Raw genomic sequence first — 13,296 nt, forward strand, 5'->3', positions numbered from 1 at the left:
TCTAACAAGGCAAGCGAATAGTAAACAAACTGCCCTTACCCAACTCGGATTTGGCCTCGATCGTGCCGCGGTGAGCTTCCACTATTTGGCGGCAGAGGTGCAGTCCCAAACCTGTGCTGGATTTCTTGTGAGTTCCCGAGCCAAACCTTTCAAATAACTTTGCTTGTTCGGCGGGAGAAATGCCGGCGCCGGTGTCTTGGAGCTCAATGATTACCCATGCCAGCGGTTGGTTTTTGAAGCTCGTATAAGCAGGTGAATTGGCAGCTTTTAAGCGGACATCTATTGAGCCGCTGTCGGTGAATTTTATTGCATTTCCGATTAAATTAGTCAGCAAGCGGTGCAGCTCCAGACGATCGCCCGGATACTTCGCAATCGGAGCACTTTCTGCACTTTCACTCAAGTCTAAATTTAGCGACAAATTTTTAGCATCGGCTAGAGGAGCGAGTTCTTCGGCTACCTCATTAATAAGCTGGCGCAAGTCCACGGGAGCGAAACTGAGGGATTTGCGGCCTGCTTCGTAGCGGTAGACTTCCAGCAGCATATTTACCATCGCGATCAGGTTTTTGTTGCTGCGAACCATCGTCCCGAAAGCGTCGCGCATGGGGAGCGAGATTTCTCCCAAAGCTCCCTGCTGCATTAAAGTTAGCATTCGATCGGCTGCTACCAGGGGCGTCCGCAAGTCGTGAGCGAGTCGGGAGACAAAATCTTCGCGCTGGAGGGCGATCGAATTGCGCTCGTCTACGCTGTGTTTCAGCCGCAGGAGCGATCGCACCCTCGCCAGCAGTTCGTCCATTTCCACCGGTTTGCGGATGAAATCGTCTGCTCCCATATCCAGTCCCTGGACTACGCTAGCACTGTCGTGAGCTGTGATCAGCAAAATCGGGATAAAGGGCAATTCCTTATTTTGTCGCATTCGCTGGGTGACTTCGTAACCGTCCATTCCCGGCATCATTACGTCTAGCAGTACCAAATCCGGGGCTGACTTGTCAATTTGGCTCAAAGCCGAAAAGCCGTTATCGGCCGTGCTAATTTCGTAACCTTCTTCTTCCAGAATTGTCTGCACCAACAAAACATTATCTGGTGCGTCATCTACCACCAGAATACGATCGGCTTTTGTGGCATTCGGAACAGATAAATAATTCATTTTATTGTTGGCCTGGAAATTAATACTAACTTTAATCTGGCATCCGATTTATGTTTTCACATTTTTCCACTTGTTAACTCTGTCATAAGGAAGATATCAATATTTTATCCAATCTTTTTACATTTTGGCACTCGGATGTGATACAATCTACTACTTTGTTGTCATTGTATGCACGCCGTCCCAATCGTCGGGCGGGGGCACTTCCAAATAGCTGAGGGAGCGCTGTAGGTGAACTTCCACAGGTCGATCGCTCGGTCGCATCGCTAAAGCCGCTTCAAACCAACTAATAGCTTTCTGAAAATTTCTTGCAATATAAGCATCCCGACCGTTGGTGTAAAGTTCCAAAAACCGAACGGTTTCCCCGTCGATGGGGTCAGCACTATTTTGCAGCAACTCGTAAATACCGACAGGCTGATTTTTGCCCTTAACCCGCACCTTGTCCAACTCTCGCACCAAAATCCCTTCGCGGCACAAACTGTAGGTAAATTCGCTCAAAATTATATCGCAGCCGTACTCTTTTGTAAGCTGTTCCAAGCGGGAGCTCAAATTCACCGCATCCCCGATTACGGTGTAATCCATCCGCTTTTGGGAACCAATATTTCCCGAAACCACCTCTCCGGAACTAATCCCAATTCCGAAGCGAAACGGATCGGAGCCGGGGCGAGAATCATTAAACTCTTTCAAACGCCGGCGCATATCTAAAGCCGACTGAACCGCCATCCAACCGTGACTTTCCGGGGGATTCAGCGGCAGGGGGGCGCCGAACACGGCCATTAAAGCATCGCCGATAAACTTGTCTAAAGTACCTTCGTGGTGGAAAACGGCCTCCACCATCGTCTCGAAATACTCGTTCAGCAGGGATACCACATCGGACGCTCCCAAATTTTCGGTCAGCGTGGTGTAGCCGCGAATGTCGGAAAATAAAATAGTAACTTCTTTGCGTTCGCCCACCATCAGGGCGCCTTCGCCCAAGGCCATCACTTTATCTACGACTCCGGGAGTCAAGTAGCGGTACATTGTATTTTTCATCCGCTTTTCGCGGCTGATGTCTTCGAGCACCACTAAACCGCCGCGCACGCCTCCTTCTGGATTGATCAGCGGGTTGACAGTCAAATTCAAACTGCGTTCAATTACTTTAATTTGAGAGCTCTCGATCGGGAGGGGACAATAAGGGTGATACAGGGCAGAATTTCTCAGCGAAAATAGAGATTGGGAATTAGCTAATTCTGCCAGCGCTACTTCTTCAGTCCACGCGCTGTTTTCGCCCCAAGCGTAATATAAATTTGGGTCAGTCGGATCGGGAACTGCCAAAATATAATTTTCTTCTTCCTCTTCGGAATTTCCGGCTTTTTCTACCAACAGTCCCAAAATCAAACTTTGTTCGGGAACGTAATGTCTGGCAGCATTCTGGAGACTGTCTTCGAGTCGAAATTGCAAATTATCGATCGGCACAACTTCCCAAACATAGCGATCGATCAGTTTTTCTTCCCAAATCTCGGGATTCTGTTTGCTTTTATCTTGATTTACCGGACAGCCCAACAATTCCAGCGCCGCTTCGTTAATAGTGACAATCCGCCCCTGCAAATCCGTGGAAATCACTGCATCTGAAAGACTTTGCAGCATATCTTTTTGATACTGCTTTTCCACCATCACGTTCTGAAACAGTTGAGAATTTTGCAGCGCCATTCCCGCTTGGGAATTAAACGCTCGCAAAAACTCTTCGTCGGAAGCAGTGAAAGTGCCTTGGTTCTTATTAATGAGCTGAGTTACCCCGATCAGCTCGCCTTTAGCGTTGTGCACCGGCATGCACAAGACAGTGCGAGTGCGGTATCCCGTTTGCTGGTCTGCTGAGGGATCGAAGCGGGGATCGTCGTAGGCATCTGTAATGTTTAGGGGTTGACCGGTCGAAGCCACGTAGCCCGCAATTCCCTTATTAGCAGAAATGCGGAGGTCTACCATCGTTTTGCCGTCGGCCTTGGCAACTTTTGTCCAGAGTTCGTTGGCTTCCCGATTTAACAAAAATAGCGTGCTGCGATCGGCTTGCATCAAGTCGCGAGCTTGATCCATGACAGCGCGCAAAGTTGTTTCCAAGTCAAGACTTTGACCCAAAGTCGTGGTGGCTCTCAGGAGTGCGGCAACCCCTCGCTGGTTGCGGGCCACGACGTAGAAAGACTGACAGCTTTCGAGAATAATCCCGATCGAATCTGCAAAAGCCTGAAACTGCTGTTCGTCTTCCTCGGTAAAGGGGACATTGCCAGCTTTATTTAACAGTCTGACCACCGCTACGGGTTCGTGCTGGCTCTTGCTGCTAAAAATCGGCATACAGAGGATGGTCTCAATCTGGTAGCCCGGCGGTTCGTCTACTTCGGAATTAAAATACTCGTGCGATCGAGCCTCCGCGACATTTATCGATTTTCCGGTAGTTGCTACGTAGCCTAAAATGCCTGCATCCATCGGCAAGCGAACTTCTACATCTTCGCCCGTGAGTGCATCGACTGTTTTGTGCCACAGTTGATTTTTGTTGGGGTCAACCAAAAAAATTGTTGTCCGGTCTGCTTGCAGAATTTGACCAATTTTGACAGTGAAGGCATCTAACAGTTGCTCTAAGAGAGTTTCGAGTGCTTCATTGTTAATCAGGTCCATCGCCCGGATAAATTGCTGAAATTCTGCCGTGATAAAGTCCAGCAGGCACACTAATTCAGGAACTGGCAGGCTCTTAACACGGTTTGTCAATGCCCCCATAAAATTGACTTGAGTCAGTGTAGCCAGAACGCTACCAGCATTGGAGAATGTCATGATTAACTGCTTGCTCAGAGGGGTAGATTGACCGGCAGGTCGATCGGCGCTAGATGCTGGGGCGGTGCAAACTGTTTAAGTTGTTTGCTGGAAAAGTCAGTGCTCGCTTGTCGCTTTCATGAATAGTGAGTTCATTCTTTGGCGCACGCAACTTCAGTTTGCTTTTTACATATACTCGATCGATCTTTTTTTGTTACAACCTCAATACTGATGAGGGTTCGCCAGACATGAGCTGAACTTGACTTCGGAACGCTGGCAGCCTGAAAATGAGCTCCTAGGCTTTTGTTCGATCGATCGCGGGCGATGTATATTTTACGCTCTGTGCTCGGCTGCTGCGCGGTGTGACTGTTGTAGCGCACTCGGCGACCGTATCCGGTCGGGTGCGATCGCGCAATACTTCGGCCGCCCGCGAAGCATTCCAAAGCTACTCATAGTTTAATGGTAAACGCAACAGCAGGATAGCTACCGCAATCAAAGCCGCAAAAAAGTTCGATCGGTCTTTGAAGACATTTGTCCCCGCTACCAACCGAAGTATTGCGCGAGACAAGCTAAGCTGTCAGTGCTGTTGGCGCGACCGAATATCCAGGCATTTAAGCAGCAGAGGGCATGGACTGAGCAAATACCACCGATTGATAGTAACGCCGCAGTTGTGCCGCAGCGGCGGCCCAACCCCAGCGTTCGGCTTCAGAGCGAGCGTTTTGGCGCAGGGTTTCCCGTTCTTCGGGATTCGCAAACAGACGCTGGGTAGCCGCGAGGGCTCCTGCTTCATCGGCGGGGTCAAATAAATATCCGTTAACGCCGTCGGTGACAATATCGGGGATACCGCCGCTGCGCGCTGCCACTACAGGCGTCCCCGCAGCCATTGCTTCTAGGAGCACTAAGCCCAGGGTTTCGGTGCGGGAGGGAAAAATGAAGGCATCAGCAGATGCGTAAGCAGAAGCCAATTCTTGCCCCTTCAGGTAGCCGACAAAATTGGTGGGAGTGCCGGCAAAATATTGTTCGAGGTTTTGCCGGTGCGGGCCGTCTCCGACTAGGGCGAGGCGGGCGTTGGGAATCGCGGCGAGGACTGGTTTGATCGACTCGATTTCTTTTTCAGCACCGAGGCGGCCGACGTAGAGCAGCAGGGGACTGTCTGGGTTATTTTCAGAAAGGCGCGATCGCATTTCTCGACTTGCCAATTGGGGGACAAACATTTCAGTATCAACGCCCCGCTGCCACAAGTCTACCCGATCGATCCCGTGAGTTCTCAACTCATCCACCATTGCTGTGGAAGTGCACAGATTCAATTGGGCTTGATTGTGAGCGCCTTTGAGCAGTTCCCACAGCAAAGGTTCGAGCATTCCAAAACCGTAATGGTGCAAGTATTTAGGCAAATGCGTGTGGTAAGAAGCCAAAATCGGAATATTGAACTTTTTGCCGTAATATATGCCGCCCAATCCCAAAATTGCCGGATTGACAACATGAATAATATCCGGTTTAAACTGCTGTAATTGTTGACCGATCGCCGGAGAAGGAAATGCCATTTTCAGTTCCGGGTACATGGGCAAAGGCAAACCCTCAACGCCGTAAACTCTGGCACCTTTGTATTCTTTAATCCCGTAATCTGGAGAAAAAATCAGAACTTGTTCGCCCGATCGCTGCAAGTGATCTACAGTGTGAATCAGTCTGGTAACAATGCCGTCTATTTTCGGCCAAAATGTTTCAGTGAACAGAGCAATTTTCATAGTAAGTTACTTAGGGAGCCGATAATCCTAGCCTCTGCAAAATGTCGGGGTCGATGACAGGATACACTGTCTCACAAGGAGTCAGTAATTGCGTGCTATCGCCTCCGTTATATTGACGCTGTTGCTGTACGAATTGGGAAATATCCTCAATTTTAACAATCCATTCTCGCGCGTAACTAGCTAAAACACTGCCACGCAAACCGAGTTGAATTGCCCGCCGATCCATTTTCGATCCATTTGGGTGATGATCCGGGTCCCATTGCAGCCGTACCGCCGAATTTTTAACAGCTTGTTGCCATTCTTTTTCGCTTCCATACACTGCTGGAACGAAATTAGAATGGACAGCAGATGCTAAAATTTCGTCCCACGCCGAGCGCTTTAGCCAAATAGCAATAATTACTTCTTGACCCGATGAAGTACCCCATGCCGAGCGATACATCATCCATAGAAAGTTTGGCTTAATCCAACTCATGCGATTCAGGCTGAATTCCCCGCCGAAATAACCATTTTCCGCTGCAAAATGACCGATCGCCGGACGGTATGCTTGGTACACTACGACCGTATGTTCATCAAATTGTGCCAGAATGTGACGACCGGTTTTCGGCCATTTACTTGCCTGGTTTAAGTAGGGTTCTGTTAGCAGCTTCACCACAACTAATTACTCTCGTGATGTTTCTGGGGGCAACATACAAACTCCGTGAATTGCGATCGATACAATTATCCCACCTCAAAGCAATCCCACACCTTCGGCAAAGCAATTAATTCTGTGAATTTCCTGTGCTGTTCTGGCAATTGATATTTCTGTTCCAGAGGCAGATGGGGCTTCGCTAACGGGCGCGGTAATTTTGATAACTCGCCGTTAGTGCCACCCATTCCGATCTTAAATAATAAGCACAAACTGCATGGCTCCAAAATCCGGGCCCAACAACCAAAAGCAACAGAATAATCCTGGGAATTTCTACGGCATTTATTCCCAATAAGCCAGCATTAAAAACCTTCCTTATGGAATTTTTTAATTAACCGCAGAGGACACAGAGGACACAGAGCAAGAGATAAAAAAGATAGATCATCTTAATATATAGCAAACTCCCTTCAGAACTTGCGAACCCTTCTCCTCTCTTCCCTTCTTTTCTCTTACTTCGCGCCCTTCGCGCCTTCGCGGTTCGTTAAAAAATCTCTTTCCCCGCAGGTAGAGGCAAGAACTTACTTCCAAGAAACCTTCGGCAAAATCTGATTTTTATCGACGCGGTGCTGATATTTTGTGGCAAAATTCAACAAAGAATCGAGCAGGGAATCTGAGAGATAGTGCGGCTGCAAGCCGAGTTCTAGCAAACTGGTGTTTTTGGCATTGAAATAATGTTCTTCTTTCTCGACTCGGGGATTTTCCAGGTTGTTGATTTCTACTTTTAATCCCATTGCCGTGCCTGCTTTTTGCACCAATGAGGCTAAGTCGCCGACGCTGAATTGTTCGGTGAATTGGTTGAAGACTCGGAATTCTCCGGTGGCGGCGGGGTTGGCGATTGCTAATTCCACGCACCGCACGGTATCCCGAATGTCTAAGAAGGTGCGGGTTTGTCCGCCTGTGCCGTAAACTGTCAGGGGATGACCGATCGCAGCTTGGATGCAAAATCTGTTCAATGCCGTACCGAATACTCCGTCGTAGTCCAAACGGTTGATTAACAGTTCGTCCATGCCGGTTTCTTCTGTGAGCACGCCGTAGACTACGCCCTGATTTAAGTCGGTGGCCCTCAAACCCCAGATTTTGCAAGCAAAATGGATGTTGTGGGAGTCGTGGACTTTTGACAGGTGGTAGAAACTGCCCGGTTGTTTGGGATAGGGTAGTGTATCTTTCCGGCCGTTGTGTTCGATCGTGATATAGCCTTCTTCAATGTCAATATTCGGGGTGCCGTATTCGCCCATTGTCCCCAATTTGACTAGGTGACACTCGGGGAAGTCTTCGCGGATGGCGTACAGCAGGTTGAGTGTCCCGACGACGTTATTGACTTGGGTGAGGACTGCGTGTTCGCGATCGATCATTGAGAATGGGGCCGAACGCTGTTCGCCGAAATGGACGATCGCTTGGGGTGCAAATTTTCTCATGCTTTTGCTGAGAAAATCGTAGTTGGTGATGTCACCGACGAACAAGTCGATCGACTTACCCGTTAAATCTTGCCATCGCTGGAGTCGTTGCTGAATCGGTGCAATGGGAGTGAGGGTGTCGCTGCACAGTTCCAGATCCCAGTGCCGCCGCACGAAGCTGTCGAGGATGCCAACTTCGTGACCTTTGTTAGAAAGGTAGAGCGCGGTTGCCCAACCGCAATAGCCATCGCCACCAATAACCAGGACTTTCATAAATCAACGGTGAATCTTGCTTGCCAATACTGGGTTAATGTACCAGGTAATGGTGCATTCTGAACCTTCGATCGAGGGTGTTCGCCAAGTTGAGACTCTGTTTTTGGGCATCAAACCGGAATTTCGTCGGCGAAACTGGCCCAGCGGGTGAATTCAAAGGGCCCAGCCTGGGCTCCCCAAACGTGGGCGTCGGTTTCTGGGTCGCGCCCGCGATCGTGACTGATAAATTTGTCACCATTAATCTCGAATTCGCTATCTAGATAGGTTTTTTTGCCATTTCTGACCACGGCACAGCCTTTTCCGGGTTCGACAGACCCTTTGAAGCTGTTACCCGTCCAGTGCGTAAAAAAGGTGCATCCCGGGAGGAGTGTCAGTTGTTCTGTTTTGATTTCTTGCAGCCGTTGGGGGTCGCGGGATGCGCCGTAGAATTGCGCTTCGTTTTCTATGGCATAATTTTCGATGTCGATGCGATCGCCCGCCGGGACTAATTTTAAAACTCGAACTCGGTACGGGACGTGCAGTTCGATATCATAGGCTTGTTCTAGATACAAGCTGATCCCGTCCAGGAGTTCCACGGGCAAAGGTCTCATGCAGACGCGGATGTGGGCGAAGAAGGGCGGATTTTCAAAGGCTTGGGCTTGGTTGCTGAAGTCGGCCGCCATCCAGCGGGCGAGGGTGACAATATCGGTGGAGTGAGTCATTTCGATTTTTGATTTTTGATTTTGGATTGGGGGGAGCAGTAAAAATTATTTTAGGGGAAAGAGGGATTTTGTCGCACGAGTCAGGAGCTGCGATTTTTAATTAAATAATTGGAATTGGCGATTTTGCTAAAGTACAATTTTTTCAAGGGGAAATGGGGATGCTGAGTACGAGATTGATGAGCTGTGATTCTTTGATGATGGTCGATCGCATTTTCGCCGTAAATCTACAGGTAAACTTTGAGATTTTTTGCACAAATGCGATCGCCAGCAGCGGTACTTTTTCCCAAGGTTTAATCCTTTACGAACCGCGTCAAATTGCTCGCGCTAGATCAGTTTGACAGCCCGCAGACCAAACATCAGCACTGTCGCCAAGCCGACCATGCCGCCGAAAATTCCCAAATAAGCTATTGCTCCGGTAAGACTCATTGCAATTTCTCCAAAATAATCAATAAAAAGACCTATAAGAACTATAATCTAAAATCTAATATCTAAATTAGATAAATATGCAATCGATAATTAAAGTTGACTTGGGGTCGCAATCTTACAATATTTGCGTGCGCTCGGGCGGATTAGACGAACTCGGCAGTCTGATGGGGGATCTAAGTTTGGGCAAAAAAGTGCTTCTGGTCTCGAATCAGTCGATTTTTCGGCACTACGGCGAAAGAGCAACCGCAGCCCTCGAATCGGCAGGTCTGGAAGTCAGTACGTGCATTTTACCACCGGGCGAACAGTACAAAACTTTAAATTCGATACAGAAGATTTACAATGCAGCTTTGGCTAACCGTTTAGAACGTTCTTCGACAATGGTGGCTTTGGGCGGCGGGGTGGTTGGCGATATGACGGGTTTTGCGGCGGCGACTTGGCTGCGCGGAATTAATGTGGTGCAAGTTCCGACTTCGCTGCTGGCGATGGTTGATGCTTCTATTGGCGGCAAAACGGGGGTAAATCATCCTTCGGGGAAGAATTTAATCGGGGCTTTTCACCAGCCGCGTTTGGTTTTGATTGACCCGGATGTACTCAAAACTCTGCCGGCGCGGGAGTTTCGTTCGGCGATGGCGGAAGTCATCAAGTATGGGGTGATTTGGGATGCTGAACTTTTTGGGAAGTTGGAGAATTGCAAGCGTTTGGATCAAATGCGCTATGTGAAGGCGGATTTGTTGGCGGAAATTTTGAGCAGGTCTTGCCAAGCTAAGGCTGATGTGGTAAGCAAGGATGAGAAGGAGTCGGGTTTGCGGGCGATTTTGAATTACGGTCACACGATCGGTCATGCTGTAGAAAGTTTGACGAATTACAAGGTAATCAATCACGGGGAAGGTGTGGCAATCGGTATGGCTGCAGCCAGCCGGTTGGCTGTGGAACTCGGAATGTGGGAGCAAGAGTGCGATCGCCGCCAATCTGCTTTAATTGCTAAAGCGGCTTTACCTGCGAAATTGCCTGGTGGTGTAGATGTTGAGGAAATTTTGAAGACTTTGCAACTCGATAAGAAGGTGCAGGACGGCAAGGTGCGCTTTGTACTGCCGGTGCGCTTGGGCGAGGCCGCTGTGAGCGATCGGGTGGATGGAGATGTGATTTTACAAGTTTTGAGGGAAATGCTTTAGATTGAGGCTTCTGGGCGTGTTTAACCGCAGGTGAAGGCTGATTAATGCCGATCGCCCGCTCTGTTTTTTCTGTGAATGTTCGATCGATCGGCGGTCGATCTCGTGTCGGTTCGGATGACCATAATTAAGATTGGTGTCGATCGTTCCGAATGCGAGTCCGCTGAGTCTGAGGACTCGCATTACGAATGATCGACACCTTTTTTATGTCAGGTATATCGAACATAGTATGAATTTAAGAGCCGCTCGACTGTGAATTCATTTCTTCTAAAATTCGATCGACTCTAGTAGCCGCTTGAGTTCTGCCCTGCTTGATAAATAACTCCTTAGCTTTTTTCAGACTGGCTACAGCCTCCGCTTGGTCTTCCTTTGCTCCTTGCTGGTACAAACCGACTCCTAAATTGTTTAAAGCATCGGGATATCGATCGTTAATTTTAACGGCTTGTCTCCACAGCACGATCGCCTCGGGCAACTTTCCTTGACTTGCCATCGCCACGCCCAAATCGTTGTGAGCTTTGGCGTGCTGCGGGTTGACTTCAATTGCTTTTTGGAATTGAACCATCGCATCGCCCATTTTACCTTGCCCCGACAGCAAAGTTCCCAACTTGTAATAAGCATCCGCTTGTTTGGGATAGCGAGCGATTAGTTGCCGGTACAAAACTTCGGCATTAACCAGATTTCCTTGACCGTAAAGGTCGTTGGCTGTTCTCAAACCCACCGTGTAGCCTTTCCCTACAACTTCGCACTTTTTCTCGGAGTTGCCTTGCTGCTTGCAAATCTTGAGTTCGTCTCCCTTCATCTCGTAGGATAGAACTTCGCGAACTGCCGGCCCTCGGCGGGGTGGCTGCAAGTTCTGCGAGAGTTGCAGGGCGATTGGTTCAGCTTGTACCTGTTCGGGGACTGCCATATTGCAAATTCCTGCACCCACCAAAATGCTTGGCGCGATCCACCTCAAAGGTTTGAAAGGGCGAAACTCTCGATCGTTTTTCATTTTTGTGGAAATGTGTTGTTGATATCCTGCCGTCAAGTCTGGCACATTAAGTCGGGCGCATTAAGTCTGGCGCAAGAGTCTGATGTAATATTGGTAACTGTTAGGACTTATTAACAGTCGTGATATTTTAGCACGCGAGCGGCAGATTTTGAGTTAAATTAGAGTATATTCCCGATCGATTCTCAGTCAACCTTAGCAGGAAAGTAGAAATGGGGCAGTCTATTCTCACCATGCTCTTTGCGCTCATCCTCGGCTACGCTGTTAACTCAAGCGTGAAAATAGTCAGCGGGGGCGACGAAGCTTTAGTCGAACGTTTGGGTCAATACAAGCGCACCCTCAAGCCCGGATTCCACTTTATCAGTCCCCTGGTCGAAAAAGTCGTCTGCGTGGACACAAGCCGCGAACGAGTTTTAGACATTAAACCTCAGTCAGCAATCACGGGCGATAATGTGGCCCTAGAAGTCGATGCCGTTGTGTATTGGCGGGTTGTGAATTTGCAGAAAGCTTATTATGGAATCGATCAAATTGAAAATGCGATCGCCAACTTAGTGTTAACGACGTTTCGCGCTGAAATTGGTCGATTGCCAATGCAAGACATCTTGGGTTCCCGAGATGACATGAATAAAAAGTTACTCAAGAAGTTGGACGAGGCTACTGAAACTTGGGGCGTTAAAGTAATTCGCGTAGAAATTCAAAGCATTACACCTCCGAAAAGGGTACAAGAAGCTATGGAATTGGAGCGGGCTACCAAGAGCGAGTGGCAAGCAATGGTCAATAAGGCGATCGGCACTAAGGAGTACATGAGGCTCCTCGTTGAAGCTTTAGACTCCCATCCGAACAGCAAGCAAGTTTTGAATTACTTAGTAACCGAAAAATATTTAGACGCTCAACAAAAATTAGGCGAAAGCGACAACGCCAAAATTCTGTTTATGGACCCGAGAAACATGACAGAAGCCCTCAACGAGTTGATGGGTTCTATGCCGGATATCGAGCAGCAGGCTCACGGGGGAGAGCGAGAACTCAAATTAATTGACCAATCAACCGCTCAAGATTGATTTCTGAAGATAGCGTCGGCAACCAAACAAACATCGTGCATTTCTCTGACATCGTGAACTCGCAAAATATCGGCAGAATTTGCGATCGCACTTGTACAAGCCGCCGCTGTCCCCCAAATTCTTTGTTTAGCTTCCGGCTGATTCAAAATGTTACCGATAAAGCTTTTCCGCGATACTCCTACTAAAATCGGACAGTCCAAATGCCGGAATTTGGGCAACTGCCGCAGAATTTCCAAGTTTTGACTGTAAGTCTTAGCAAAGCCAATACCGGGGTCGAGAATTATGTGAGATTTGTCAATCCCCGCCGCCACAGCCGCCGCAATTCGACTATCCAAAAAATCCCGAATTTCCCCAATTAAATCCTGATAATCTGTGAGTTTTTGCATCGTCTGGGGAGTTCCCCGAATGTGCATCAAAATTATTGGCACTTTTAACTGAGCAACGGTTAACAGCATTTCCGAGTCAAAAGTTGCTCCCGAAATATCGTTAATTATATCAGCTCCCGCCTCAACCGCAGCTTGGGCAACCTGCGCTCTGGTAGTATCGACCGAAATAGGAACTGAGCCAAAAATATCGGCTTTTTGCCGCAGTATTTGTACCACAGGTATAACGCGATCGATCTCCTCTTCTAAGGATATTTCCGCTGCACCGGGCCGCGTAGATTGACCGCCAATATCAATAATATCTACCCCCGATTTTACCATATTTTCCGCTTGCGCTAAAGCAGATTCTATGGTATAGAAATCGCCGCCGTCGCTAAAACTGTCCGGGGTTACGTTCAAAACGCCCATCAAATAAGTGCGTTTTCCCCACTCGAAAGTTTTATTTCTAATTGTAATTTTTTCTGGGTTATTTGTCATGGCGATCGTGGGATTTGATATCTGACTGAACGCACGGGTAGCCAGAAACCGGGTTTTTCACGACAATATTTAGTTGCA

General features: G+C 48.4%; 14 protein-coding genes. 3 read left to right on the forward strand and 11 right to left on the reverse strand.

Annotation, left to right across the window (positions count from 1 at the left end; genetic code table 11):
* Position 1: 1 nt before the first annotated feature.
* From QUB63_RS31435 to QUB63_RS31470, 8 genes are all read right to left on the reverse strand, one after another.
* Positions 2-1,144, reverse strand: a complete 1,143-nt coding sequence (locus tag QUB63_RS31435; RefSeq protein WP_332949297.1) for a sensor histidine kinase — start codon at positions 1,142-1,144, stop codon at positions 2-4.
* 150 nt (positions 1,145-1,294) lie between these two features.
* Complete coding sequence (locus QUB63_RS31440) at positions 1,295-3,940, reverse strand: GAF domain-containing protein (RefSeq protein WP_332949298.1); 2,646 nt, start codon at positions 3,938-3,940, stop codon at positions 1,295-1,297.
* Between the two features lie 131 nt (positions 3,941-4,071).
* Entirely contained in the window at positions 4,072-4,362 is a 291-nt protein-coding gene (locus tag QUB63_RS31445) for a hypothetical protein (protein ID WP_332949299.1), read from the reverse strand.
* 168 nt (positions 4,363-4,530) lie between these two features.
* Positions 4,531-5,664, reverse strand: coding sequence for a glycosyltransferase (locus QUB63_RS31450; RefSeq protein WP_332949300.1), 1,134 nt, complete (start codon positions 5,662-5,664; stop codon positions 4,531-4,533).
* A gap of 10 nt (positions 5,665-5,674) precedes the next feature.
* The gene (locus QUB63_RS31455) at positions 5,675-6,316 is read right to left on the reverse strand and encodes a DUF4291 domain-containing protein (protein WP_332949301.1); all 642 of its coding nucleotides are present in this window, start codon (positions 6,314-6,316) and stop codon (positions 5,675-5,677) included.
* Positions 6,317-6,381: 65 nt separating this feature from the next.
* Positions 6,382-6,537: a hypothetical protein gene (locus tag QUB63_RS31460; RefSeq protein WP_332949302.1), complete on the reverse strand. Its 156-nt coding sequence runs from the start codon at positions 6,535-6,537 to the stop codon at positions 6,382-6,384.
* A 330-nt stretch (positions 6,538-6,867) separates the two neighbouring features.
* Positions 6,868-8,016 carry an NAD-dependent epimerase/dehydratase family protein gene (locus QUB63_RS31465; protein WP_332949303.1) on the reverse strand — a complete coding sequence of 383 codons (1,149 nt, stop codon included), beginning with the start codon at positions 8,014-8,016 and terminating at the stop codon, positions 6,868-6,870.
* A gap of 110 nt (positions 8,017-8,126) precedes the next feature.
* The gene (locus tag QUB63_RS31470; RefSeq protein ID WP_332949304.1) at positions 8,127-8,717 is read right to left on the reverse strand and encodes a chromophore lyase CpcT/CpeT; all 591 of its coding nucleotides are present in this window, start codon (positions 8,715-8,717) and stop codon (positions 8,127-8,129) included.
* 158 nt (positions 8,718-8,875) lie between these two features.
* Between QUB63_RS31470 and QUB63_RS31475 the strand changes: the two genes are divergently transcribed.
* Entirely contained in the window at positions 8,876-9,055 is a 180-nt protein-coding gene (locus QUB63_RS31475; RefSeq protein WP_332949305.1) for a hypothetical protein, read from the forward strand.
* Here QUB63_RS31475 and petL read toward each other — a convergent pair.
* Entirely contained in the window at positions 9,042-9,143 is a 102-nt protein-coding gene (petL, locus tag QUB63_RS31480; protein WP_332949306.1) for a cytochrome b6-f complex subunit PetL, read from the reverse strand. The genes QUB63_RS31475 and petL overlap by 14 nt on opposite strands.
* Before the next feature lie 77 nt (positions 9,144-9,220).
* Between petL and aroB the strand changes: the two genes are divergently transcribed.
* Positions 9,221-10,315 (forward strand): 3-dehydroquinate synthase, encoded by a 1,095-nt coding sequence (aroB, locus tag QUB63_RS31485; protein WP_332949307.1) that lies wholly within the window; start codon positions 9,221-9,223, stop codon positions 10,313-10,315.
* Between the two features lie 232 nt (positions 10,316-10,547).
* Here the strand turns inward: aroB and QUB63_RS31490 are convergent, their stop codons facing one another.
* On the reverse strand, positions 10,548-11,348 hold the full coding sequence (locus tag QUB63_RS31490) for a tetratricopeptide repeat protein (RefSeq protein ID WP_332949308.1): 801 nt from the start codon (positions 11,346-11,348) through the stop codon (positions 10,548-10,550).
* Between the two features lie 164 nt (positions 11,349-11,512).
* Here QUB63_RS31490 and QUB63_RS31495 point away from each other — a divergent pair, with 164 nt between their 5' ends.
* On the forward strand, positions 11,513-12,358 hold the full coding sequence (locus tag QUB63_RS31495) for an SPFH domain-containing protein (protein WP_332949309.1): 846 nt from the start codon (positions 11,513-11,515) through the stop codon (positions 12,356-12,358).
* Here QUB63_RS31495 and folP read toward each other — a convergent pair.
* Entirely contained in the window at positions 12,349-13,218 is an 870-nt protein-coding gene (folP, locus tag QUB63_RS31500) for a dihydropteroate synthase (RefSeq protein WP_332949310.1), read from the reverse strand. The genes QUB63_RS31495 and folP overlap by 10 nt on opposite strands.
* Positions 13,219-13,296 lie beyond the last annotated feature (78 nt).

This window comes from Microcoleus sp. ARI1-B5 (genome assembly GCF_036705795.1).
GTDB lineage: Bacteria > Cyanobacteriota > Cyanobacteriia > Cyanobacteriales > Microcoleaceae > Microcoleus.

Excerpts from the sequence above, each read along its gene's own strand:
- QUB63_RS31450 (WP_332949300.1), bottom strand. The coding sequence starts at position 5,664 with ATGAAAATTGCTCTGTTCACTGAAACATTTTGGCCGAAAATAGACGGC.
- QUB63_RS31470 (WP_332949304.1), bottom strand. The coding sequence starts at position 8,717 with ATGACTCACTCCACCGATATTGTCACCCTCGCCCGCTGGATGGCGGCC.
- QUB63_RS31435 (WP_332949297.1), bottom strand. The coding sequence starts at position 1,144 with ATGAATTATTTATCTGTTCCGAATGCCACAAAAGCCGATCGTATTCTG.
- aroB (WP_332949307.1), top strand. The coding sequence starts at position 9,221 with ATGCAATCGATAATTAAAGTTGACTTGGGGTCGCAATCTTACAATATT.
- QUB63_RS31440 (WP_332949298.1), bottom strand. The coding sequence starts at position 3,940 with ATGACATTCTCCAATGCTGGTAGCGTTCTGGCTACACTGACTCAAGTC.
- folP (WP_332949310.1), bottom strand. The coding sequence starts at position 13,218 with ATGACAAATAACCCAGAAAAAATTACAATTAGAAATAAAACTTTCGAG.
- petL (WP_332949306.1), bottom strand. The coding sequence starts at position 9,143 with ATGAGTCTTACCGGAGCAATAGCTTATTTGGGAATTTTCGGCGGCATG.
- QUB63_RS31475 (WP_332949305.1), top strand. The coding sequence starts at position 8,876 with ATGCTGAGTACGAGATTGATGAGCTGTGATTCTTTGATGATGGTCGAT.
- QUB63_RS31495 (WP_332949309.1), top strand. The coding sequence starts at position 11,513 with ATGGGGCAGTCTATTCTCACCATGCTCTTTGCGCTCATCCTCGGCTAC.
- QUB63_RS31460 (WP_332949302.1), bottom strand. The coding sequence starts at position 6,537 with ATGGGTGGCACTAACGGCGAGTTATCAAAATTACCGCGCCCGTTAGCG.
- QUB63_RS31465 (WP_332949303.1), bottom strand. The coding sequence starts at position 8,016 with ATGAAAGTCCTGGTTATTGGTGGCGATGGCTATTGCGGTTGGGCAACC.